This is a genomic window from Mycobacterium sp. (genome assembly GCF_029961025.1).
GTDB lineage: Bacteria > Actinomycetota > Actinomycetes > Mycobacteriales > Mycobacteriaceae > Mycobacterium.
Genome location: NZ_JASBVP010000003.1, coordinates 259105 through 282247 on the forward strand (window position 1 = coordinate 259105; position 23143 = coordinate 282247).

Genomic DNA, 23143 nt, shown 5'->3' on the forward strand with positions numbered 1-23143 from the left:
CAACGTGGTTGCTCGGGTTAGCCGGTGGTTCCCCGGCTTTTTCCGGGATCGTTGCGGTTGGCCTGGTGACCGGGCGCGCCGCGTGGCGCAGCAGCGCGATCAGCGGATAGAGCCGACAGCCCAGGCAGATGCCGAAACCCGCGTTCAGGAACGCTGCGGTTAGCGCGGCCCCGGTGGCAATGACCCCCAGCAGCGGAACGCCGGCGGCGAATCCGGCCGTGCCGGCGGCCGCGAAGATGAAACCGAGCAATTGGGCGAATTTCAGCGGTGGCACGGGCTCGCGTTCCGCTACCGGACCGATCCGCGGCGCGACAACGGCGCGAAACACCCAACCGTAGGGGTGCCGGCGCGGCCCGTAGCGAGCGCCGATACCAAAGACGGCGGCCTGCAGGGCCAAAACGACGGCGGCCGCCGTGGTGTTGACCGCCGAGAGGACCAACGTGATCACCAGGACCGCCGTCGTGACCCAGGCGGCAAAGCGCGGTCCCCGCACGTCTACCTCGGCGATGGTGGTGGTGGTCGACACGGTGCTACTCCTGGTGATGTGGGAAGAAAAAGCAGACCACAACGGCTGCGCGGAGCACGGCCCGGAAGGCGACGGCTACTCAGCGGCTACAGCAACAACCCGCGACGCGGCACAAATCGATTGCGCGGCGCTTGGTGAGCATGGGCTCCAGGCGGGCTGACACGGCGCACAGCTTACCGAATGAGGTGGCGGTCACGTCAACAGCGGTTGCAAAGCCGATCGTAAATCGTCTGCGGTGGGAACGCCGACAGCGCGGTACCGCGGCCGGCCATTGACGTCGAAGATCACCGTCGTCGGTATGGAGAGCACCGAAAGCTGGCGTGCGGCAAGGGGATTGGCCTGCAGGTCGACCTCCACGTGGGCCACGTCACCGAGATCGCCGCAGACTTGGCTGACCACCCGGCGCACCAGGGCGCACGGTCCGCACCAGGGGGCGCTGAAATGCACCACCGTCGGCCCGGAGTCGGATAAGCCCAGGGATGCGGTGTCCACGTCTCCCGGACCCGGGTCGGCAACGGTTTCCCGCAGCTGCCCCGAACGCCGGGTGAGCAGCCAGCCGACCGCGGCCGACAGCGCCCCGGCGCTGACGATCGCGACGATGGCGGCGATCATGACTGCTTGAACTCGTCGAGCGTGATCGTGACCCCCTCGGTGATGCCTTCGATGATGACATCTGAGCCGCGGGCGCCCTGAGCGGTGGGGGCCACCGCGAACGGCAGCTTCTGATCGGGCAGCCGTTGGCGGAACGCCGCGAGCACCGCGTCCTTCTTATCGGCCGGAACTTTCTGGTTGGCGGTGTCCGGGCCGGTCAGGATGCCGGTGGGGGTGAACACCAGGGTGGTCCGGTCGTCGCCGGCCATGGACAGGTCGACGGAGACGCTGACCCGCTTGTCGAAGTTGGCTGACTTCGGCGTCCCGGTGAACACCAGTCCGCGACTGCCGGAAATCCCCGACTCGGTGGTGCCGCCGGTGGCGTCGTTGGTTTCCTGCGGCGGCGCTTCGACCATCAGGTCGCTGATGCCCAGATACCGGCCCAGGTGAACGGAGTCGATGATGATGCGGCTCTCGAGTTTGCCGACCGGGAGCTTCGCATGAGGCCGGATCAGCCACGATGCATAGGCCAGGTCGATCGAGTGCATGGTGGCCTCGAGTGTGGCCTTGCCGACCATCGCATGGTCGACGGCGTTGGCCTTGATCTCCAGCTCGTCGTAGTGGTGGCCTACCGCCTGGGGGATGAACGGGAATCCCAAGATGGCGACGAACGGATCCGACCCCAGGTCGGCCGCGGTGCGCACCGCGCGCGACAACCGGTATTCGGCATAGATGTTGGTCCCGAAGTCCACGGCGACGGCCGCGGTGAAGGCGACGGCGACCGCGAGCATCGCCGCGGCCACCCCGACCAGCACCTTGCGCATCCGCATATTCTGGCCTACCGCCGCCGGAATCCGAGAGGGGCGGCATGGGTCGGCCGCGGCGCAGCGCGCGCTCCGCATCGGCGCCGAGCGGGCCGGCCTGGTAGCACGCTATCGTTAGTTGACCTGCCGTTAACGGGGTGGCCACAAACCGGTAGACGCCTTTCCCGGGCGCTGGAGGAGCCAGTTGGAACTGCTGTTGCTCACCGCCGAGGCGCATGTCGACTCGGTCCTGCCGTCGTTGTCGCTGCTTTCCCACACCGTGCGGACGGCGCCACCCGACGTTTCATCTTTGCTGGACGCACGGGACGCGGACGTGGTGATCGTCGATGCTCGTCTGGATCTGGCGGCGGCGCGTGGCCTGTGCCGGCTACTGGGCAACACCGCACGGCTGGTTCCCCTGGTGGCGGTGGTCACCGAGGGGGGGCTGGTGGCGGTCAACGCCGATTGGGGGCTTGACGACATCCTGCTCCCCGGCACCGGGCCCGCCGAGCTTGACGCCCGGCTGCGGCTCGTCAACGGCCGCCGTGGCGACCTGGCCGCCCAGGAAAGCGCGGACAAGGTGAGTCTGGGGGACCTGGTGATCGACGAGGGAACCTACACCGCACGGTTGCGCGGGCGTCCGCTGGATCTCACCTACAAGGAGTTTGAACTGCTGAAATACCTGGCGCAGCATGCCGGGCGGGTGTTCACCCGGGCGCAATTGCTGCACGAGGTGTGGGGGTATGACTTCTTCGGCGGCACCCGGACTGTCGACGTGCATGTCCGGCGGTTGCGGGCCAAGCTGGGCCCCGAGCACGAGTCGTTGATCGGCACCGTCCGCAATGTGGGGTACAAGGCGGTGCGCCCGGTTCGGGGACGAGCGTCCGGGACGGAGTCCGAGAGCGCCGCAGACACCGAGCCCGAACCGCACAGCGGCCACGTGGCCCATCCGTTGCCCAGTCAGTGAAGCGGTCTCCGTGGCGCCGCACCCTGGCCGCCGAGGCGCAGCAGCAGGTACGCGAACTTGTCGGTGTAGCAAGTGAATTCGACGGTGTGGCACCCGTCGGTGAGCAGGTGCTGCGGGAACTTTCCCGGGATCGCGCCCAGCATCTACTGGTCACCGGCGGGCCGGCGGACGCCGCAGCCGGGGTTCTCACCGGCTACCTGAACCTCAGCTCGCGCGGCGCGGCCGCCCCGATGGCGGAGTTGGTCGTGCACCCACGGGCGCGTCGCCGTGGCGTTGGCACCGCGCTGGCACGTGCCGCGTTGGCCAAAACGGGCGGGCGGGCGCATTTCTGGGCGCACGGCACCCTGGAACCGGCCCGCGCGACCGCTGCGGCGCTGGGTCTGGTTCCGGTGCGTGAGCTGGTGCAGATGCGACGCTCGCTGCGCGACATCGGGGAATTGGAGTCCCTCGGCCGGGTGCGCGGGGTGCGGTTCCGGACCTACGCGGGCGCGGCCGATGATGCCGAGCTGCTGCGGGTCAACAACGCCGCGTTCGCCGGGCACCCGGAACAGGGCGGCTGGACCGAGGCCGATATAGCGGAGCGGCGCAGCGAGCCGTGGTTCGATCCCCACGGACTGTTTCTGGCCTTCGACGAGACAACGAACGGGCTGCTGGGCTTTCACTGGACCAAGGTGCATCCCGAGCAGCCGGGTTTGGGTGAGGTCTACATCGTCGGCGTTGACCCCTCGGCACAGGGCCGCGGGCTGGGACGGGCGTTGACGGCGGTTGGTGTCGCGTGGCTGGCGCGCCGACTGGCCGACGCGGAAGCGCCCACGGTGATGCTCTATGTGGAATCGGGCAACAGCGCCGCGATCCGCACCTATCGGCGCCTGGGTTTCACCCCCCACAGCGTGGATACCGCCTACGCGGCCGCCGGCGGCGCGGCGAGCTGAGCTGTTAACCCGCCGTTTACCGTCCATGTTGGTTTCGGCCACCAGCGCGACATACGTTGCCGATAGTCCGGGCGAGCTTTCGGGCACATGTGATACGCGAAAAGTCATGCGAAAGGCAGCCGGCGAGCGTAACGAGAGTGAGATCAGGTGAGGCTCAATACGGTTGGCAAAATGGTCGCTGCGCTATCGGCGGCAGCGATGATGATGGTGACAGCGTGCGGCAGCGATGACAATGCCGGCGGCGCGTCAACCAGACCGTCGGCGGCGGCCGCGCAGATCGACTGTGGCGGCAAGAATGACCTGACCGCCGAGGGGTCGACCGCTCAACAGAACGCGATCGCGGTGTTCAACCGGGTGTGGGGGCGGCTGTGCCCCGGTAAGAGCGTGGCGTACAACCCGACCGGCTCGGGCGCCGGCCGCGAGCAGTTCATCGCCGGGCATGTTGATTTCGCCGGCTCCGACGCTCCGCTGGCCCCAAGGCAAATCGACGCTGCGGTCAAGCGCTGCGCGGGGCATCCCGCTTGGCAGCTGCCGCTGGTGTTCGGGCCGATCGCGCTGGTCTACAACCTGGCAGTCGTCAACCCGCTCGTCGTCAACGCCGACGTGCTGGCCAAAATCTTCAGCGGTGCGATCACCACCTGGAACGACCCCGCCCTCGTCGCGCTGAATCCCGGGGTTGCCCTGCCCGACACCAAAATCACACCGGTCTACCGGTCGGACTCTTCGGGCACTACCGACAACTTCCAGAATTACCTGGCCGCCGCCGCCCCCGAAAGCTGGGGCAAGGGTGGCGGCACCGAGTTTCAGGGTGGCGTGGGCGAGGGTGCGCAGAAGTCGGCGGGTGTCGTTCAAGCCGTCCAGGCCAGCCCGGGGGCCATCGGCTATGTGGAGAAAGGCTTTGCCGATCAGGCCCGGATGCCATACGCCCGGATGCACGTCGGCGGCCAGACGGTCCCGCTCACCGAAGACACGGCACGCACGGCCATCGATGGCGTCACGTTCGTCGGGAAGGGTGACGACTTGATCTTGGACTTGAATTCGCTTTACACCACCAAAGAGCCCGGGGCCTACCCGGTGATGCTCGCGACGTACGAAATCGTGTGCTCGCAGGGCTACGATCCGGGCACCGCTGCTGCGGTGAAGTCGTTTTTGACGGTCGCCGCCAACAATGGCCAAAGCGAGCTTTCGCAGGCCGGGTACGTACCTTTGCCGGATAAATTCAAGCGGCGGCTGATCGCCGCGATCAACGCAATCCAATAATCCAAATGCGGTAATTGATCTATTTGTGACGGTGCCGAACGATGGAAGGCAAACCGAAAAGTGTCGGAATCAATAGGACCCCAATGAGCACACCAAATCCAGCGGATGCGGGTTCGGCCGATGTCGTTGCCGTACCCGTGCTTCAGCCCGCACCCACGCCGCTGAGCCCGTGGGGCAAAGCCAAACCACCCCTGGGCGACCGGATATTTCGGGCGCTGGCAGCCGGGTCCGGCGTCCTGATCGTCGTCCTGATCGGCGCGATCGGGGTGTTTTTGCTGTGGCGCGCGATACCGGCCCTGGCCCGCGACGAAGAGAACTTCTTCAGCTACGGGGGTAATTGGATCACCACCAACACCGCAGCGATGCACTTCGGGATCCTCGATCTGGTCGAGGTGACGGTCTGGGTGGCACTGTTCGCGCTGGTTTTGGCGATGCCGATAGCCTTGGGTATCGCTATTTTTCTGAGCCAGTACGCACCCCGGCGACTGGTCGGGCCGCTGGCCTACATGGTCGACCTGCTGGCCGCGGTGCCGTCGATCATTTACGGTGTCTGGGGCCTATACGTGCTGGCGCCACGGTTGCGGCCGATCGCGACGTGGCTCAACGAGAACCTGGGTTGGCTTTTCCTGTTCCGCTCGGGCAACGTGTCGGTGGCCGGCGGTGGCACCATCTTCACCGGCGGGATCGTGCTCGCGGTGATGATCCTGCCGATCATCACCGCGGTCACCCGCGAGGTGTTCGTTCAGACACCACGGGGCCACATCGAGGCCGCGCTGGCGCTCGGCGCTACCCGGTGGGAAGTGGTGAAAATCGCGGTGCTGCCGTTCGGCAGGCTCGGCTACTTCAGCAGCGCGATGTTGGGCCTGGGTCGCGCCCTCGGTGAGACGGTCGCGCTGCTGATCATCTTGCGTGGCACCCAACAGCGCCTCGGCTGGTCGTTGTTCGACGGCGGTTACACTTTCGCCACCAAGATCGCCTCTACCGCTTCGGAATTCAACGATCAATACCAGGCGGGCGCCTACGTCGCCGCCGGCCTGGTGCTTTTCGTGCTCACCTTCGTGGTCAACGCGCTGGCACGTGCCGCTGCGACCGGGAAGGGAACCCGATGACGTCGATGTTGGACCGCCCAGTCAAGGCGCGGACACTCCCCGGGGTCAGCCGTCGCCGTCGGGCCGTCAACCACCTGGCGGCCGCGCTGGCTATCCTGTCGCTGGCCGTCGCGCTCGTTCCGTTGCTGTGGGTGCTGTACTCGGTGGTCGCCAAGGGTTTTCGGGCGGTCACCTCCGGTGTGTGGTGGACACATTCTCAGGCCGGGATGACGCCATTCGTCACCGGCGGCGGTGCGTACCACGCGATCGTCGGCACCGTGTTGCTGGGCCTGGTGTGCGCGGTCATCGCCATCCCGATCGGCGTCTTCGTCGCGATCTTTCTGGTCGAATACGGCGGCGGAACCCGCTTGGGCAGGCTGACCACGTTCATGGTGGATATTCTCACCGGGGTGCCGTCGATCGTTGCGGCGCTGTTCATCTATGCGCTGTGCGTGGCCACCCTGGGTCTTCCCCGCTCCGGATTCGCGGTATCGCTGGCGTTGGTGTTGTTGATGGTCCCGGTGATCGTGCGAGCCACCGAGGAGATGCTGCGGATCGTGCCCCTGGACCTGCGCGAGGCGAGCTACGCGCTCGGGGTAGCGAAGTGGAAAACCATTGCTATGGTTGTGATTCCCACGGGGCTGTCCGGAACCATCACCGGGATTCTGCTGGCGTTGGCCAGGGTGATGGGCGAGACGGCTCCGCTGTTGATCCTGGTGGGCTACTCACCGGCGATGAACTTCAACGTGTTCAGCGGCTTTATCGGGTCGCTTCCGGGAATGATGTACGACCAGACATCGGCCGGGGCGGGCGCCGGTTCGATTCCCACCGAGCGGCTTTGGGGTGCCGCGCTGACGCTGATCGCGCTGATAGCCGCGATCAACGTGATAGCCAGGGTGGTTGCGAAAATCTTTGCTCCCAAGAGGTTTTAGGAGCTCTCGGTGGCTAAGCGGTTGGACCTGAAGGGTCTCAACGTCTATTACGGGTCGTTTCATGCGGTCGCCGATGTGTCCCTGTCGATTCTGCCGCGCAGCGTGACCGCGTTCATCGGCCCGTCGGGCTGCGGGAAGACGACGGTGGTGCGCACCCTCAACCGCATGCACGAGGTCATTCCGGGTGCCCGGGTCGAGGGTACGGTGCTGCTCGACGATCAGGACATCTACGCGCCCGGTGTCGACCCGGTTGGTGTGCGCCGGGCCGTCGGTATGGTGTTTCAGCGGCCCAACCCGTTTCCCACCATGTCGATTCGTGACAACGTGGTGGCCGGGTTGAAGCTGCAAGGAGTGCGCAATCGCAAGGTGCTCGATGAGACCGCGGAATACGCGCTGCGGGGCGCGAACCTCTGGAATGAGGTCAAAGACCGATTGCATAAGCCGGGGGTCTGGTTGTCCATGGGACAGCAGCAGCGGCTGTGCATCGCGCGGGCCATCGCGGTGCGGCCCGACGTGTTGTTGATGGATGAGCCGTGTTCCTCGCTCGACCCGATCTCAACCATGGCGATCGAGGACCTGATCGCAGAACTCAAGCAGGAATACACCATCGTCATCGTCACCCACAACATGCAGCAGGCAGCGCGGGTAAGCGATCAGACCGCTTTCTTCAACCTGGAAGCGGTCGGAAAGCCGGGTCGGCTGGTGGAAATCGACGACACCGAGAAGATTTTCTCCAATCCCACCCAGAAGGCCACCGAAGACTACATTTCGGGGCGCTTCGGTTAACCGGTCCCGCGGTCGCCGGATGGGGTGTTTATCCCGACGCCGGTACCTTATCGTCCTCGGGGAAGCGGCCCGTCGCCTGGAAAACGACGCGCCGCCCCACTTCGACGGCGTGATCGGCGAACCGTTCGTAGAATCGGCCCAGCAACGTCACGTCGACGGCCGCGGCCACCCCGTGTTTCCATTCGCGATCCATCAGCACGGTGAACAGGTGGCGGTGCAGATCGTCCATCGCTTTGTCTTCATCGCGGATTTGGGCGGCCTTCTGGGGATCCCGGGTCAACAGGGCCTCCTGGGCGCTGTTGCCTAATTCGACCGCGACCCTTCCCATTTCGGCGAAATACCCGTTGACCTCTTCGGGTAGGGCATGCTGGGGATGCCGGCGGCGGGCGATCTTGGCGACGTGCAGCGCCAGCGCGCCCATCCGGTCGATGTCGGCAACCATCTGAAGAGCGCTCACGATCGCGCGCAGATCACCGGCGACCGGCGCTTGCAACGCCAGTAGCACGAAGGCGCTTTCCTCGGCGCGGGTGCTCAGCTCCGAGATCCGCTCATGGTCGGAGATGACCTGCTCGGCCAGCACCAGATCGGCCTGCAGCAACGCCTGCGTCGCCCGTTCCATGGCAACCCCGGCCAGCTCACACATCTCGCCGAGCAGACCGGTCAATTCCGAGAGTTGCTCTTGGTAGGCGGCCCGCATGCGGTCCAGGTTACGTTGTCAAGGGCCGGTGATGCAGCAGGTGGCCGATGAATTGCCGATGAATGTCCGCAACGGGCCCGCCCGGGTGCCCCCGCACCGTTGTGCTGATCGTCGAGCGGATTACTTGCAGCTGGTGTCGGCGGCGTTGGTGACGGTCAGGTCCTCGGGCAGTTTAGCCGGTGTGCTGTCGGGGTTGCGGTCGATCAGCACCCGCACCGACGAGCCGCTCGGCGCGGGAGCGGCGATCGAGGAGAAGTCCGGGCCCAGGACCACCTGAACCACGGACCCGCTTCCGGTGGCCCGTTCGATTTTGGGATTGGCCAGCGTCGATGCCACCGTCACCGCCGCCTGCTCGTTGCCGGGTGAGAAGAACACCGTGGTCGATTTCAGGGGGCTCGGGTAGTCGTCGGGGGCCAAGACCTTAAAGCCGCGGCGCGCCAACTCGTTGGTGGCGGTGGTGGCCAGGCCGGACCTGCCGGTGGAGTTGGACACCTGCACCGTGACGTCCTGCGGCGCGGTCGTCACCGCCTGCAGCTGTTCCGGGCTTTCGGCTCTTTCGGTGCTGCGCCCCGGTGGTGTGCCGACGGTCGGTTTGCCGGTCGGTGCCGATCCCGTCGGCGCCGCCCCCAGGGTCTGGGTGTTCTGGTCGTGGCCTTTGGGTTCTTTGGGTTCTTTGGGTTCTTTGGGCAACGGATCGTCGTTGATGATGGCGTCGAACAGTGCCCGCATGTCGGCCGTGCGGGGTGGTTCGTTGCCGTTTTCGTCGGTTTCGCCGGTCGGCACGGTCACGAACGTGATGTGCCCGGCGGTCACCCCCTGCATCGACTGGCCGAGGTCCACCAGATCTTTCGTCTTGACATTATCGACATAGCTCTCGCTGATGAACATGTTGACGACGTTGTTGAGCTTGGTGAGGCTGGAGAACGTGTTCTTGGAGATCAGTGAGCGCAGCAGCGAGGACAAGAACAGCTGCTGGCGTTTGATGCGTCCATAGTCGCCGTTGTCCTCGGTGGTGACCGAGCGGGCGCGCACGTAATTCAGCGCGGTTTGACCGTCGATGACTTGACGCCCGCTGTGCGCGAGCACCGTGCCCAGCTTGTAGTCCTTCAGCGGCGTCGGGGTGCACACCTCGACCCCGCCGAGCGCGTCGACCATCTTGGCGAAGCCAACGAAGTCGATGGCGATGAAGCGGTTGATGGACAGGCCGGAGAGCTTCTGAATGACTTTCACCAGGCACTTCGGGCCACCGAACGCGTAGGCCGAGTTCAGCTTGGTTTCGGTGTAAACGTATCGGGGGCCATATTTTCCGGTGTCCGCGTCGTAGAGCGGCCCGTAGGCGCCGGTGTCTGGATTCCAGGCCTCGCATCGAGTCGGGGTGATCGCAAGGTCACGAGGAAACGACACCGCGACGACACGTTTGCGGCTGGCGGGAATGTTGACCAGCATCACCGTGTCCGATCGGGAGCCCCCGGTTTCTTCGGTGTCGCCGGCGCCCATCTGACTGTTCGCCCCTGCGCGGCTGTCGACACCGACGATCAAGAAGTTCTCGTCGCCGAACTGCGCGCCGGGGTCGACGATATCGTGTGACTGCGGATCCAGCGCGACGACCGTGTTGAGGCGATTGTTTTTCGAGGTGCTCCACTGCCACGCGCCGCCGGTCAGGGCCAGCGCCGACACCGCAAACATCGCCGCTATCAACCGGCCGGCCAGCAGCATCGGGCGGCGCCGCGGCCCGGCTTCGGGTTCGGGTGGCGGCTTCTGGGCGATCGACGCCCGGATTCGCACCGGCGCCGCCCGCACCGCCGCCGGCAGCACGACGGTTCGCCCGGATTCGCCGTCGCCTTCGGGGTCATCCGGGTCCTCGGCGGGATCGAGATCGGTCGGCTCCGAGACGGCGTCGGCGCTGAAAGGAGACGGGGTGATGACGCGGTCGGTGCGCTGCGGGTCATCGAGCCCCGACGGTCCTCGCGACCCCAAACCCAGCGGTTCGGCGTGCCGCGGTTCGGCGTCCGGCGCGGCGCGGCGGTGTCTGGGCTGACCGGCGACCGGGCCACCGAGCTTGGCGATCAGGTCGGCGACGGTGAGCTCACCGGTGGTGTGGCAGCCGGCGGCACCGGGGTGCTCCTCTTCGGTCCGGTTGGGCGCGGTGGTCTGCGACCGTCGGCGGGCACCGGCGAATCGTTCCCAGGGCGCGGCGCCCGGTGGCCGCTGCGCCGGGCGGGCGAACCGGTCATCCCCGTCGTCAGCGCTAGATACCCACCGGCGATCGGCAAGGGTGTCGCGGCCGTCACTCATCGCCTACCGGCCTCCGAAACCGCTTATCGCCGCCGCGCGCACAACTGCACAGTGCTGCCAACCACGCCGTCCTCAGGATCGCGCCTAGCCGTCACACTCAAGCGGGCGGCACCGGACATCGCGCCGCCGCCGGAGCGAATTGCAACAAGTACCCCATGGTACTGAGACTTTCGCGCCGACGCGACGTCGAGATCGTCCCCGGTCAGCCACCGGAGTGCATGATGTCCGCCCGGCTCGGCACCGTGCAGTCATCACGATCGTCGAGCCAGCCCTCGGGTAAAACCACGCGCGCGGGGGAGCCTTGCCGGCCCCGCGGCCCGCACGCGGCGGCGGGAAACGGCACGTCGGCGTCCAGCCGGCCCAGCAGCAGCTGGAGTTCATCGAGCGTTTTGACCAGGGCTAACGACCGTCGCAACGCCGGCCCCACCGGAAAGCCATGCAGATACCAACCGATGTGCTTACGCAGGTCGCGCATCCCCCTGGCTTCACCGAAATGCTCGGCCAGCAGGGCGCCATGCCGGGCGATGATGGCGGCCACCTCACCAAGTGTCGGCGGGGCCGGTGCCGGGCCGCCGGTGAACGCGGCCGACAGCTCCGCGAACAACCATGGCCGACCCAGGCATCCGCGGCCGACGACGACGCCGTCGCAGCCGGTGACGGCCATCATCGCCAGCGCATCATTGGCGTGGAAAATGTCCCCGTTGCCCAGCACCGGGATGCTCGTCAGGTGTTCTTTGAGCCGGGCGATCTGCGACCAGTCAGCGGTTCCGGAGTAGCGCTGCGCCGCGGTACGGGCATGCAGCGTGACCGCTGCCGCGCCCTCGGTTTCGGCGATGCGACCGGCGTCCAGGTGGGTGTGGTGGTGATCGTCGAGGCCGATCCGGAATTTGACCGTCACCGGTATCCCGGTCCCTGCGGCGGCACGGACCGCCGCCGCGATGATCTGCCCGAAAAGGCGCCGCTTGAACGGCAGCGCCGCGCCGCCGCCGTGGCGGGTGACCTTGGGCACCGGGCAGCCGAAGTTCATGTCGACGTGGTCGGCCAGGTCTTCGTCGGCGATCATTTTGACGGCCGTGTACGCCGTGGCCGGGTCGACGGTGTACAGCTGCAGCGATCGCGGTGATTCCGCCGGGGAGAACGCCGTCATGCGCATCGTGGTGGGATGGCGTTCGACCAGGGCCCGCGCGGTCACCATCTCGCAGACGTACAGCCCGCTGACCGTGCCGACCTTGGCGTGCTCGAGCTCACGGCACAAGGTCCGGAATGCGACGTTGGTGACCCCGGCCATCGGGGCCACCACCACGGGGCTGCGCGGCGCGATCGAGCCGATCCGCAACGGCGGCTACCGGCGGCTCATCCGCAGCGTCCCCGCGGTGTTGAGCACCCGCTCGGCGGTGATCTTCTCCTGCTTTCGGGCCTGGCGCTCGAGGTAGCGCTGTTTGGACGCCTCGAACTTCTCGCACTCTTTCTCCAGCTCGTCCATGAGCAGCGCGAGATCGTCGCGCATCCAGGCCGCTTCGCCGGTGAAATCGTCCCGTTCGAAGATGCGCCATTTCTTCAGCACCGGCTTGACCACATCCTCGAGGTGGATGCGCACGTCATACACGCCCCCGACGGCGATGATGACGGCCTTGCGCCGAAACTCGGGCACTAAAAATCCCGGCATCTTGAAGTGGCGCAACACCCGGTGCAGCGACCACATCGCCACATTGGGGGCAATGTCGAACGCGGCCTCGCTGACGTCGCGGTAGAAGATCATGTGCAGGTTTTCGTCGGCTGAGATCCTGGCCAGCAGGCGGTCGGCGACGGTCTCGTTGCACGCCCTGCCGGTGTTGCGGTGCGAGACCCGGGTGGCCAACTCCTGAAACGTGACGTAGATGATCGAGTCGGTGAGCCGCTCGGCGAAGTACTCGCCCTGGTGGTTCTGGCCGGGGCTGAAGCCCCTGTTGACCACTTCGATTCGTAATTTCTCCAGTTCGACGGGGTCGACGGCGCGGGTCACCACCAGGTAGTCGCGCAGCGCGATCCCGTGGCGATTCTCCTCGGCGGTCCAGCGGTTGACCCATTGCCCCCAGGGGCCGTCCATGCCGAAGTTCATCGCGATCTCGCGGTGGTAGGACGGCAGATTGTCCTCGGTGACCAGGTTCTGCACCATCGCCACCTGCGCGACGTCGGAGAGCCTGGACTGCCCGGGCTCCCAGTCTTGCCCGCCGAGCGCGGAGAAGTTTTTGCCGTCCGACCAGGGGATGTAGTCGTGCGGGTTCCAGTCCTTGTGCATCGACAGATGCCGGTTCAAGTTCTGTTCGACGACCGGCTCAAGCTCGTGCAATAGCTGCAGGTCGGTCAGCTCGGACGGCATGGCCCCTCCGGTTATCTGTGTCTGCTGGTAGCGGTCAATATATCTGTGTATCCCGGTAGCATTCAAGTTCATCGTCGGTGGGTCATGCCCCGTGGCCTCGCTCGGCGGCGGGCCCCAGCGGTCGGGCACCGCCGAACACGGCTGTCAGCGCCGGTCAGCGTCTTCGGCGGAGCCGGCGCGGCCGAGCAGCATCTCGACGCAGTAGTCGATGAACTGGCTGCGGGTGGCGGCCAGCCGCCCGTTCAGATACGCGGTGAACAGGGCGGTCAGCCCGCCGATCAAGCCGGTGGCAACCATGCTCTGCCGCACCGGGTCGCTGATTCGGGTGAGCCTGCGCTGCAGCAATTCGATGAAGCTGGGCATCCATTCGGCGCCCGAGCGGGCCAGCACCGGCTCCACCTCCGGTGCCAGCAGCAGCACCCGCCCCCGGATTGGATCGTCGACCATCAAGGTGACGAATTGTTCCACGGCCTCGCGAGCAGTGTTCGCCGACTCCAACGCCGCCATCGCCCGGGTACACACGTCGTCGTATACCGCGCGCACGAATTCGTCGCGGTCGGCGAAGCTTTCGTAAAAGTAGCGCTCGGTCAGCCCGGCCGCGCGACAGACGCCGCGGACGGTCAGCGCCGGGCCGTTCGTGTCGCCCAGCAGTTGCACCCCGGCGGCGATGAGCCTCTCCCGGCGCAGTGCCTGACGATCGTGCAGCGGGACACCGGACCATCGGCCCCGTCGTTGACCGGAAGGCACATCACTCCTCAGCAACTCCTAGGGCATTGCGACAACGCCCGTAGTCAGCCGCGCCGGCGCCTTGACGGCAAACCTCCCCAGTGACTCGACGTACGTCAGTGACTCAACATACGTCGCAGGCATGCTCGCCGGCCAGCGCGGGTACCTCCTGCCCGGCGCCGGGCCCGAGACGTGCGGGCACCGGGCCCGCCCGCCGGAGCGCCGGGCCCGGTGCGACGGCGCGGGATTACCCGTGGGCGTGGTTGTGGGGTTCCTCTAAGCCCGACTGGTGCACGTGGGTGTGGGCGTGCTGGGTCCCGTCATCGTGGGTGTGCGAGTGCTCGTGCTCGACATGGTCGTGCTCATGGGCGGTATGGGCATGGATGTGGGAGACGGCCCCGTGCTGATGGTCGTGGGAGTGCGGCGCGTCGTGGGTGTGCGGTGTGGTCATGGTCATCCTCTCTCGGTGTTTTCCCTATCTGGTTACCTGACTACTGTCGGGCGATCTGACGATGTGGTGGGTGGTGGCCGGCCGCCCGAGGTCGCGGCCGGTCGGCGCGACATTGGGTCGCGTCCACCGCCATCACCGGCTTTCCGTGGCGGCGCCGCGGCCTTGCGGGGCGACCGCGTGCAGGCCGGTATCGGGGCCGGACGCGGACCGATGGTGCCGTGGAACCCCGGGACTGGCGTGCTCGGCGTTGAAGACGGCGTCGACGACCAGTTGGCGCACGTGGTCGTTTTCCAGGCTGTAGAAGATCGTGGTTCCCTCTCGGCGGGGGCGCACCAGGCGAGCCATCCGGAGCTTGGCGAGGTGCTGCGAGACCGACGGCGCGGGCTTGCCGACGTGTTCGGCGAGTTCGTTGACCGACATTTCCCGGTCGGTCAGCGACCACAGCACCTGCACGCGGGTCGCGTCGGCCAGCATCCGGAAGACCTCGACGACCAGGCCCACCTGATCATCGGGTAGCTTGCTTTCTTTAATATCTGCGTGCATACGAAGATAATAGCGTAGTGGGGGTTTCCGATGTCAAGTACCGAGGGCGACCGCTACCGGGAGTGGTTGGCCGGGTTGCGATGCCCCGGGCGGTCTCGAACCGGGTCAGTGCAGCCGCGGCAGCACCTTCGTGCGATAGAACTCGATCGCGATTTTCGGATCTCGCTGGGCAAAGTGCATGAAGGGTGTCGCGCCGGCGTCGAGAACGCCCTGCACCGCGGCGATGTGGGTGTTCGGATCGGTGCCCGTCGTCCAGCCGGCTATCACCTTGTCCAGGGGGTTGGCCTGCGCGGCCTGCTGGATGGCTACCGGGTTGGGCTGGTCGACGGCGCCGGCGGTGAACCGCCAAAGCTCCGCCCCGTAACGGATCTCGTCGCGGTCGCCGACGACGGCGAACACCTCGGCTCGCTTACCCAGGGTGGCGGGATCACGCCCGGACTCCTGGGCGCCCCGGTTGAACGCGGCCACGAGCTTCGGGTTTTTGATATCGGGAGCCTCGCTGATCCAGCCATCGCCGTAGCGTCCGGCCAGGTGCGCGCTTTTCGGGCCGCTCGCGGCCACGAAGATCGGCGGCGGTGCCGCCGGCAGGTCATAGAGTTTCAGCTGGTCGGTCTGAAAATAGCGGCCCTGAAACGACGTTCGCTGACCACTCCACAGCTGACGGATGAGCTGGATGGCCTCGACCAAGCGGTCGTGTCGCTCTTGATAGGACCCGAACTGGTTGGTGGCGGCCTGCTCGTTGAGCCGTTCGCCGGTTCCGACGCCGAGGAAGACGCGCCCGGGGTAGAGGACCGCGAGCGAGGCGAACGCTTGGGCGACGGTTGTGGGGTGGTAGCGGTAGCTGGGGCAAGTCACGCCGGTGCCGAAGGTCACATGGCTGGTTTGCTGGCCCACCAGCGCCAGGGTGATCCAGGGAAACATCGAGTGGCCCTCGTTGTCCTGCCACGGCTGGATATGGTCGCTGGCCCACAGGTAGCGGAACCCGGCCTGTTCGGCGGCCCGGGCCTGCTCGACCAGTTGGAGCGTGGGGAATTGTTCATGGGACAGCACAAACCCCACACCCGGGCCCGACGGCGGCGGCGGACCGGCGGGGGCCGCCGGTTTGGTGGCGGGTTTTGCAGCGCAGCCAGCGGCCGCCACGGCGACGACGCCGGTGGCGCCCACCACGCCGCACCCCGCCGTGAGCCTTCCGAAGGCGCGCCGTGACACGCGCCGTGACATAGGTCTCATGGGCCTGGCATACCCACCAGCCGACCCGACGTCAACATCGCGACGGGCGACCATCCGTCGATCGATGCGGCCAGCCGCGCTGCGGCGCGTTGACCAGGGCGAACGCGGCGTCGGATGCCACGGTGCCCCCACCAGGACTCGAACCTGGGACCTGCGGATTAAAAGTCCGTAGCTCTACCAACTGAGCTATAGGGGCCGCGAACGTCAGGATACTGCCGTCGTGGTGGAGTTCGTTTGAGAGTTAGCCCGGCGGTGGCCTAAGCTGGCTTGGCTCCCAACGTAACCATGTGGCGAGTACCCCGGAGAGATTCGGTTCTGGCCCCCTTCGTCTAGACGGCCTAGGACGCCGCCCTTTCAAGGCGGTAACGCGGGTTCGAATCCCGTAGGGGGTACCGTGACGCGGTGACGCGGAGCGAACATTGTGACAAGGCCCTGTGGCGCAGTCGGTTAGCGCGCCGCCCTGTCAAGGCGGAGGTCGCGGGTTCAAGTCCCGTCAGGGTCGCTGCGGCGGCGAGACACACGCTGTCTTCCGGCCAGGTAGCTCAGTCGGGATGAGCGTCCGCCTGAAAAGCGGAAGGTCGGCGGTTCGATCCCGCCCCTGGCCACCGGGGTTGACCTGCATAGACACGGGTGCGGCACCCTAGGGTTGGTTGGTCTTGTCCGGTCTCGGGGGTGCGCTGGCTCGGTACCGCACAGGGACGCCTTGAGCAGGTCGCAGCGTGGATCGGGTGCCCATGCTGCCGCGGGGTGAGCACGACGATCTTGCCGTCGCCGTCTGGTGGACGTTGAGCCGCGGTGTTGTCTTGCGCGAGTCGGCATTGGCGCTTCATAGGCTCGCTGACGTCCACCCTTCGCGCATTCATCTCACGGTCCCACTGGAATCCGGCGGCGACACGGCGGTCCCGTCATCCTGGCAAATGGCCACACGCGACGTTGTTCGGCTAAGTGGCTATACCGAAGCTGTGCGATCTGCGGCGCGAAGGGTCGCGGCACACGGTTGCCCCGGGGGCCGAGCATCGTTGGCTGATGCCACCCTCGAGCTCACAACTGATCCCGACAACCTTCACTCGGCCCATGATGCACTGTTGAAATTTGCAGGTGCGGACCTGGTCACATGGGCCGATGACCAACGATAGCCGCTCTTACAACGCATCTGCGACTTGTGCGCGATGCACACTGATCCATCGATCTGGCGAGCCCAGAACTGCCGGATGGCCGAGAACCTGCGGTAAACGATAAAGCCACAGTAATATACTGATCCGCAACGGCTTTCGCGGGAGAGAAAAGTTGTTCATCGCGGATCGGCATATCGGCGAGGCTCGCTGACCACCTGCCGGTTTTGACCCTGTTCGCGTGTTGTTGACGAAGTTCTTGGCGGGGGCGTGTAGCGATATGCGTCAGGAATATCCGAAAGACGCTGGGGGAGATCGTCTTCCAGCGGATGGCCACACCAAAGAATAGTGTCTGGTTCGCCTGGTTTGCGGAAGAAGGATCGTGCATCGTAGTAACGCGCCGCAGGATGACATGGTTGCCGTCGAGGTCGGTGGCCTCGGCGATCACGTCATTGACCGGGTATGGCGGGGTACTTGGCGGCGGCGCGTCTTTTACTGTCCTGTTGTCGAGGGGTTGGGCGCCCCCGGATTCCTCGAAGGTGAGCGTGCCCCAGCCCGCGCTGACGGTTTTGAGTTCGCCGGTGATGTGCTGGTCGTGGGCGACCACGCTGTAGTCCTCGCCGACCCGAAAGCCGTCGTGCTCGGCGTCGTCGACCGCGTCGAGAGCGAGGCGCCGCGCGTGCTGCAAGGTATCTTGACCCCGGCGGGCAATGGGGCCGCCTCGGGCAAGCTCCACACCAAGGGCCGCGACCTCACCACATCCATCTCGGCTTGGGTGATCGCCGCCTCGGCGGCCTGGCCTTCCCATTGCACGCCGCCGGGTGCGCGCACGTCACGCGCCAACGCCTCCAAGGCGCTCTCGGCTTCACCTGAGACACGGTCACACCAGTCGGCAAAATTCCCGAGGTGATCAAATGTCGACGCCTTCAGCTGCGACAGCGTGGGCCAGCCCGGCGCACCGGCCATCAGGGCACCAGCCCGCGAAACCGCTGCGCCCCGTCCTCGTCCAAGGGGTGTAGGCGCCGGCCGCGGTCGGCTCGCCGCTGATCTTCTCGCATTGGCCGCCCAGCTGGTGCAGCCCGCTGGCCAGCACCTTCCCTGGCGACCCGGGTGACAGACACACCAGGGATCGTCACAGCGCCGATTCCCTCGACCAGCCACTAAACCCGGGGGCCGCACCGTGTGGCGGACGACCCGGCGCGGCGATCGAGGAGGGTGCTGAGCCCTGGGGCCGCGCATGACCAGCAGCACCCGATGTCGGGGGGTACGGACGCGCCGGCACGCAGGACGACCCGATCCTGAGGGCCGCTCCCCGCGCTACCAAGTGGGTGACGTGGGAGAGTTCCTCGAGGCTTGCGGCCTCGCGAATTTCGGGAAGAAATCCCGACGCGCCGCTTGAGCCGGCCCGAGCGGCGGAGAGAATACCAAGGTGCGGATTTTTCCGGCCCTGCCGGTCGCCCTCGTCATCGTGACGGCGGGGACCGGGCAGTTTGCCCCCGCCCATGCCGACGTGCCTGCGGTGAGCGCGCCGGCGCAGGCGGCGGGCTTCCTCGACGTTCGAAGCGTCGTTCCGGACGCGATCATCGCCCTGCGCTACGCGACACCGGACAACTTCACCGGAACGCAGCTGTATCCCGCCGACGCGCGCTGCCTGGTGCATGAATCCCTGGCGCCGGGGCTGGCGGCCGCCGCTGCGGTCGTTCGCCGGCAGGCAGCCGTGCTGGTCTTTTGGGACTGCTATCGACCGCACGACGTTCAGGTCCGGATGTTTCAGGCCGTGCCCAATCCCGCCTGGGTGGCGCGGCCGGGCCCGTTTGCGCGCAGCCACGAGGCCGGCCGCTCGGTCGACGTGACGATGGCGCGCGCCCCGTGCCCGAGTGAGCAGGCGAGCACCCGCTGTCTGCTCGATATGGGAACCGACTTCGACGACTTTTCGCCGCGAGCTCTGGCCTTCGCCACCGACGGGGTCAGCGCGGGCGCCCAGGCAAACCGGCGCCGGTTACGCGAAGCCATGGGTGCCGGTGGGTTAACCGGGTACTCCGGGGAGTGGTGGCATTTCGATGGGCCCGGCGCTGCCGTCGAACGCCCGATTCTCGACGTCCCCGTCGACTAAGTCCGCCGCAGCGGGGAGCCGGAAGGCACCGGCCACACACCGCCCCCGGGTGTCCGGGCCGCGCTCGCGATGCTTCGCCGGGGATTGCGCTGCCACGGTTAAGGCTCGGGCGACGGTGTTCTCGGCGCGGTAGGAAATCCCCCGCACAGCCCCTCGAAAGCATGAGCGGCCCGCAGCACGGTGGCATCGTCAAATCGCTTGCCGATGATCATCATTCCGACGGGCAGCCCGTTCAGGAGGCCGGCGGGCACCGAGATCGCGGGATGACCGGTGATGTCCAACGGTGCGGTGTTGATCGCCTTGCCGTGCGCGTTGACGAGCAACCTGACATCGTGCGGGTCGCCGGCCGGAAGGGTGTCCGCCGTGCCGGGCACCGTGGGCATCACGAGCACGTCGTACTGCGTGAGCGCCTCGTCGTAGGCGGCCCGCACCTGTGGCAGCAGATTGCGTGCCTTGGCATAGCCCGCGCCGCCGAGTGTTTTCAGGCTGTAGTGACCGCCCAGCGCCGTCGCCTTGATCGTGCCGGAGAGCTGGTCCGCCATGGCGACTCGTTGAGTTGCGAAGTGCGCCATCAGCTCCGGGTCATAAAAGCCCTCTACGCCGAGCCCGTAACCGTTGCCGTCAAGCAGCTGATAGCTGGCCCCGTCGGTAATGATGACGGTAAAGAGATGAAACGCATGCCGGTGCCAGGGCACGCTGATTTCACCCACAGTGCAGCCGATCTCGGTGAATTGCTGCGCCGCGGACCGCACCAGCTCGTCGGCTTCCGGCCGCGAGCCCGGCTGCCCGAAGCCCTCCGTGACCACACCCACCCGCAGCCCGGTGACATCGCCGGTGAGCGCGGTGCGGTAGTCGATCAGCGGTATGTCCTTCGGCTGGCGCGGATCCAGCCCGTCGGCTCCGGCCAGCACCGTGAGCATCAGCGCCGCGTCGTCGACGGTGCGTGTTATGGGACCGAGGTGATCGATCGTTCGCTCGATGGGGAACGCTCCGGTGTAGGGCACCAGGCCGTAAGTCGGCTTGTGCCCGACCACGCCACACAGCGACGCCGGAATGCGCACCGACCCGCCCTGGTCGCCGCCGACGGCCAACTCCACCTCACCGGCGGCGACGAGCGCCGCACTGCCGCTCGACGAACCGCCCGCCTCGCGCGTGAGATCCCACGGGTTGCGCACCGGACCGCAAGCCGAGGTGAAGCTGGAACCCGAGCAGCACAGGTCCTCGCAGACGCTCTTGCCGGCGACGATCGCGCCCGCCTCGAGCAACCGCTGCACGACGGTGGCGTCGCGGCTCGGGATGAAACCTTCCAGGGCTCGCGATCCGTTCATCATGGGAATGCCCGCCACGGCGATGTTGTCCTTGACCGCCACCGCCCTGCCGGACAGCGGCCCTTGGGTGCCCGCCGTGATCTCGGAGGTGACATACCAGGCGCCCAGCGGGTTGGCGTCGGCCGTCGGGAATCGGTAGGCCCGCTCGGGGATCCGTGGGCGCGCAACCTCGTCGTAGAGTGCGTCGACCACGTCGTAGGAGGCCAACATGGCTGTGACAACCGCCAGATAATCCTGCCGGGCGCCGGCGTCGAGGTGAAAGCCGAAATGTCGTGCCGCAGAGTCGATGTCCGCTATCGATGGCTTCGAAATCGCCATGTGGACCTCCGTCGTCGCCGCGGCCGGCCGCAGGCACCGCCGACACCGCCGTTCTCGCCGGTGGGACAATACCCTGCAGTCGGCATCCCCAGGCTGCCGGCTGCCGGTGCCGCCGGGTGCGTTTACCGCGAGACACCACCGGGGTGTCCTCGCCGTCAGATCCCCGGCTTACCGGCATATCCCGAACCCACCCTGGAGGAACCGTGCGTTTGGAACTCATCACCGTCGCAGAGCGTGGCGACCCGGTGGGCAACGCCGCGACCGGTGGCGAACCGCGATGACCGGGCCGCTGGCGGGCATCCGGATCCTCGAGGTGGGCACCATGCTGGCCGGGCCCTACGCCACCATGCTGCTGGCCGACCTCGGTGCGGAGGTCATCAAGCTCGAACCCCCCGGCGGCGAGATCTCACGGCAGGTGTCCGACAGCTACTTCGCCAGCATCAATCGCAACAAAGGCAGTATCTGCCTGGATCTGAGCTCACCGGAGGGCCAGGGGAGGCTGGGCGAACTTGTAGCGAAATCCCATGCGCTGCTGGTGAACCTGAAACCGTCGGCGATTCGCCGGCTAGGGTTGACCTACGATTCGCTGCGCCGATTCAACGAGCGGATCGTGTGTGTCGCAATCACCGGCTATGGCCTGGACGGCGGGGACGACCCCGCCTTCGACTACATCATTCAGGCGGCCACCGGGGTGGCGGCCCTCACCGGTGAGCCCGACGGGCCGCCGACGCTGCCCGGCTACTCCTCGGCGGATAACTCCACCGGGATTAGCGCGGCTCTTGGGTTATTGGCTCAGATCGTTTCGGGCCGCGGTGGTCAGGTGGACGTGTCGCTGCGCGACGTGATGCTCTCGCAGCTGAACTATCACGCGGCCGCCTATCTCAACGACGGCGTCGAACCCCAGCGCCGGCCCTTCGGGGCTCACTCGTATTACGTTCCGGCGCAGCTATTCCCGACAGCCGAGGGCTATCTGGCGCTGTTCATTACCCACGACGGGTTCTGGAAATCCTTTTCCGCCGAGGCGGATATCGCCGGCTTCGAAACGATGGCCGAGCGGGTTGCTCGCCGTGAGCAGGTGCTTGCAGCGGTCGCATCCGCGCTGGCCAACGACACTGCGGCCGGCTGGGAACGGCGACTTCGTCGGCTGGGGGTGCCCGCCGCGGCCGTTCGCACGCTGCCCGAAGCGTTGGACGCTACTCCGGAGATGGTTGTCACGGCGGGTCATTTCCGCCTCGTCGGCAGCCCGATCCGGGTCTTCGGTTATCAGCCTGAGTACCGTCGACCGCCCAAGCTGAACGAGGATGCCGGCGACCCGGGCGGGGAATGAGCCGTGGGCCCGATGGCGAATAGCTGTCATGTGGGGTTGGAATACACCCGAGCGGGGGCGATGAGGACGGCGGTTCGGCGCTCCTCACGCATGACTCGATCGTAGGTGTCCCAATCGTCGTGGGTTCCCCCGGCTGCGGTGAAGATATCCCGAAGCAGGAGCCGGAGCCGTTCGCTATCCACATCGGGGTGGGGATCGTCGGGTCCGATCAGCTGCGCCGGACCTTCCACCGCCGCCCACTGCCAGCCGGCTCTGGCGACGATCGTGGCCCGGGGGTGGGCGCGGAGGTTGCGCAGCTTGCGGGCCCCGCCGAAGGCCACCAGCCCGACGACCGGCACGCCCGTCAGCGGGTGCTGCAGGATGCCGGCGTTGACCACCGAAGACTGGATGGTGCCGTCGCCGCGCAAGGTGCTCACCACGCACAGGCCGTGATCGGCGGCCGCTAGCTCGCCGAAGGGGGAAAGATCGGTCATGATGGGGATTTCCTTCCGCTATCGGCCACGATGGCTTCGTTTCGGCTTTCCCGCCCGCCGTGCGCATCATTGGCGTCATTATTAGCGCAGTTTACTTTCCGGTGTCCCCCGCGAGTTCGACGGCGGCGAGGGTTGCCACCAGCAATCGTCTCGAGCTAACCCGAAATAAATAGCCGCGAATGCGCGGCAATTCATCGCCCGTTCCTCTACGGTGATGGCCGGGGAAGCGAGAACCGTCAACGCAGCGGTCTGGCGGTTTGACAGTTCGGTTTGCCCGGGTGGCAGA

Annotated in this window: 23 protein-coding genes, 4 tRNA genes and 2 pseudogenes; 13 read left to right on the top strand and 16 right to left on the bottom strand. The window is 66.6% G+C overall.

Translation table 11 applies throughout. The annotated features are described in order from the left end of the window. Window positions 1-85 precede the first annotated feature (85 nt). The 4 genes and pseudogenes from QJR12_RS05045 to lmeA form a co-directional block, all read right to left on the bottom strand. Window positions 86-544 (bottom strand): annotated as a pseudogene (locus tag QJR12_RS05045) (DUF4395 domain-containing protein); the annotation flags it as partial. A gap of 61 nt (window positions 545-605) precedes the next feature. After that, complete coding sequence (locus QJR12_RS17720) at window positions 606-668, bottom strand: Ms5788A family Cys-rich leader peptide (protein ID WP_366526290.1); 63 nt, start codon at window positions 666-668, stop codon at window positions 606-608. Window positions 669-718: 50 nt separating this feature from the next. Next, window positions 719-1138, bottom strand: a complete 420-nt coding sequence (locus tag QJR12_RS05055) for a thioredoxin family protein (RefSeq protein WP_300579587.1) — start codon at window positions 1136-1138, stop codon at window positions 719-721. Next, entirely contained in the window at window positions 1135-1947 is an 813-nt protein-coding gene (gene lmeA / locus QJR12_RS05060; protein ID WP_300579588.1) for a mannan chain length control protein LmeA, read from the bottom strand. Before lmeA ends, QJR12_RS05055 begins: the two co-directional genes overlap by 4 nt. A 178-nt stretch (window positions 1948-2125) precedes the next feature. On the opposite strand from lmeA, the gene QJR12_RS05065 reads away from it, so the two are divergent. From QJR12_RS05065 to pstB, 6 genes are all read left to right on the top strand, one after another. Next, window positions 2126-2887, top strand: coding sequence for a response regulator transcription factor (locus QJR12_RS05065; RefSeq protein ID WP_300579589.1), 762 nt, complete (start codon window positions 2126-2128; stop codon window positions 2885-2887). Then, window positions 2884-3819 carry a mycothiol synthase gene (gene mshD, locus QJR12_RS05070; RefSeq protein ID WP_300579590.1) on the top strand — a complete coding sequence of 312 codons (936 nt, stop codon included), beginning with the start codon at window positions 2884-2886 and terminating at the stop codon, window positions 3817-3819. Before QJR12_RS05065 ends, mshD begins: the two co-directional genes overlap by 4 nt. Before the next feature lie 171 nt (window positions 3820-3990). After that, window positions 3991-5079, top strand: coding sequence for a phosphate ABC transporter substrate-binding protein PstS (pstS, locus tag QJR12_RS05075; RefSeq protein ID WP_300579591.1), 1089 nt, complete (start codon window positions 3991-3993; stop codon window positions 5077-5079). 83 nt (window positions 5080-5162) lie between these two features. After that, on the top strand, window positions 5163-6188 hold the full coding sequence (gene pstC, locus QJR12_RS05080) for a phosphate ABC transporter permease subunit PstC (protein ID WP_300579592.1): 1026 nt from the start codon (window positions 5163-5165) through the stop codon (window positions 6186-6188). Continuing rightward, the gene (gene pstA, locus QJR12_RS05085) at window positions 6185-7099 is read left to right on the top strand and encodes a phosphate ABC transporter permease PstA (protein WP_300579593.1); all 915 of its coding nucleotides are present in this window, start codon (window positions 6185-6187) and stop codon (window positions 7097-7099) included. Before pstC ends, pstA begins: the two co-directional genes overlap by 4 nt. Window positions 7100-7108: 9 nt before the next feature. Continuing rightward, window positions 7109-7885, top strand: coding sequence for a phosphate ABC transporter ATP-binding protein PstB (gene pstB, locus QJR12_RS05090; RefSeq protein WP_300579594.1), 777 nt, complete (start codon window positions 7109-7111; stop codon window positions 7883-7885). 28 nt (window positions 7886-7913) lie between these two features. On the opposite strand, the gene phoU is transcribed toward pstB, so the two are convergent. The 9 genes from phoU to QJR12_RS05135 form a co-directional block, all read right to left on the bottom strand. Continuing rightward, window positions 7914-8582, bottom strand: coding sequence for a phosphate signaling complex protein PhoU (gene phoU / locus QJR12_RS05095; protein ID WP_300579595.1), 669 nt, complete (start codon window positions 8580-8582; stop codon window positions 7914-7916). A 120-nt stretch (window positions 8583-8702) separates the two neighbouring features. After that, the gene (locus tag QJR12_RS05100; protein WP_300579596.1) at window positions 8703-10877 is read right to left on the bottom strand and encodes an LCP family protein; all 2175 of its coding nucleotides are present in this window, start codon (window positions 10875-10877) and stop codon (window positions 8703-8705) included. 202 nt (window positions 10878-11079) lie between these two features. Continuing rightward, window positions 11080-12213, bottom strand: coding sequence for a tRNA dihydrouridine synthase DusB (dusB, locus tag QJR12_RS05105; protein WP_300579597.1), 1134 nt, complete (start codon window positions 12211-12213; stop codon window positions 11080-11082). A 6-nt stretch (window positions 12214-12219) separates the two neighbouring features. Further along, the gene (locus tag QJR12_RS05110; RefSeq protein ID WP_300579598.1) at window positions 12220-13236 is read right to left on the bottom strand and encodes an acyl-ACP desaturase; all 1017 of its coding nucleotides are present in this window, start codon (window positions 13234-13236) and stop codon (window positions 12220-12222) included. Window positions 13237-13380: 144 nt separating this feature from the next. Next, complete coding sequence (locus QJR12_RS05115) at window positions 13381-13983, bottom strand: TetR/AcrR family transcriptional regulator (RefSeq protein WP_300579599.1); 603 nt, start codon at window positions 13981-13983, stop codon at window positions 13381-13383. Window positions 13984-14209: 226 nt separating this feature from the next. Further along, complete coding sequence (locus QJR12_RS05120; RefSeq protein WP_300579600.1) at window positions 14210-14413, bottom strand: zinc transporter Slc39a7; 204 nt, start codon at window positions 14411-14413, stop codon at window positions 14210-14212. 132 nt (window positions 14414-14545) lie between these two features. Next, entirely contained in the window at window positions 14546-14956 is a 411-nt protein-coding gene (locus QJR12_RS05125) for a metalloregulator ArsR/SmtB family transcription factor (RefSeq protein ID WP_300579601.1), read from the bottom strand. 105 nt (window positions 14957-15061) lie between these two features. Then, complete coding sequence (locus tag QJR12_RS05130) at window positions 15062-16177, bottom strand: F420-dependent hydroxymycolic acid dehydrogenase (protein ID WP_300579602.1); 1116 nt, start codon at window positions 16175-16177, stop codon at window positions 15062-15064. A 132-nt stretch (window positions 16178-16309) separates the two neighbouring features. Beyond that, window positions 16310-16382, bottom strand: a tRNA-Lys gene (locus QJR12_RS05135). A gap of 122 nt (window positions 16383-16504) precedes the next feature. Between QJR12_RS05135 and QJR12_RS05140 the strand changes: the two genes are divergently transcribed. From QJR12_RS05140 to QJR12_RS05155, 4 genes and pseudogenes are all read left to right on the top strand, one after another. Beyond that, window positions 16505-16578: transfer RNA gene (locus QJR12_RS05140), tRNA-Glu, on the top strand. A 36-nt stretch (window positions 16579-16614) separates the two neighbouring features. Beyond that, window positions 16615-16688: transfer RNA gene (locus QJR12_RS05145), tRNA-Asp, on the top strand. 29 nt (window positions 16689-16717) lie between these two features. Continuing rightward, window positions 16718-16791: transfer RNA gene (locus QJR12_RS05150), tRNA-Phe, on the top strand. 105 nt (window positions 16792-16896) lie between these two features. Beyond that, window positions 16897-17061, top strand: a pseudogene (locus tag QJR12_RS05155) (hypothetical protein); the annotation flags it as partial. A 235-nt stretch (window positions 17062-17296) separates the two neighbouring features. On the opposite strand, the gene QJR12_RS05160 reads toward QJR12_RS05155, so the two are convergent. Then, window positions 17297-17905: a hypothetical protein gene (locus tag QJR12_RS05160; protein WP_300579603.1), complete on the bottom strand. Its 609-nt coding sequence runs from the start codon at window positions 17903-17905 to the stop codon at window positions 17297-17299. Between QJR12_RS05160 and QJR12_RS05165 the strand changes: the two genes are divergently transcribed. Continuing rightward, window positions 17894-18208 (top strand): hypothetical protein, encoded by a 315-nt coding sequence (locus QJR12_RS05165; protein ID WP_300579604.1) that lies wholly within the window; start codon window positions 17894-17896, stop codon window positions 18206-18208. The genes QJR12_RS05160 and QJR12_RS05165 overlap by 12 nt on opposite strands. A 555-nt stretch (window positions 18209-18763) precedes the next feature. Further along, on the top strand, window positions 18764-19411 hold the full coding sequence (locus tag QJR12_RS05170; protein ID WP_300579643.1) for a M15 family metallopeptidase: 648 nt from the start codon (window positions 18764-18766) through the stop codon (window positions 19409-19411). Window positions 19412-19509: 98 nt separating this feature from the next. Here QJR12_RS05170 and QJR12_RS05175 read toward each other — a convergent pair whose 3' ends face one another. Next, the gene (locus QJR12_RS05175) at window positions 19510-21057 is read right to left on the bottom strand and encodes an amidase (RefSeq protein ID WP_300579605.1); all 1548 of its coding nucleotides are present in this window, start codon (window positions 21055-21057) and stop codon (window positions 19510-19512) included. A 277-nt stretch (window positions 21058-21334) separates the two neighbouring features. On the opposite strand from QJR12_RS05175, the gene QJR12_RS05180 reads away from it, so the two are divergent. After that, entirely contained in the window at window positions 21335-22384 is a 1050-nt protein-coding gene (locus QJR12_RS05180) for a CoA transferase (RefSeq protein WP_300579606.1), read from the top strand. Between the two features lie 26 nt (window positions 22385-22410). Here QJR12_RS05180 and QJR12_RS05185 read toward each other — a convergent pair whose 3' ends face one another. Then, the gene (locus QJR12_RS05185; RefSeq protein WP_300579607.1) at window positions 22411-22857 is read right to left on the bottom strand and encodes a pyridoxamine 5'-phosphate oxidase family protein; all 447 of its coding nucleotides are present in this window, start codon (window positions 22855-22857) and stop codon (window positions 22411-22413) included. Between the last annotated feature and the right edge of the window lie 286 nt (window positions 22858-23143).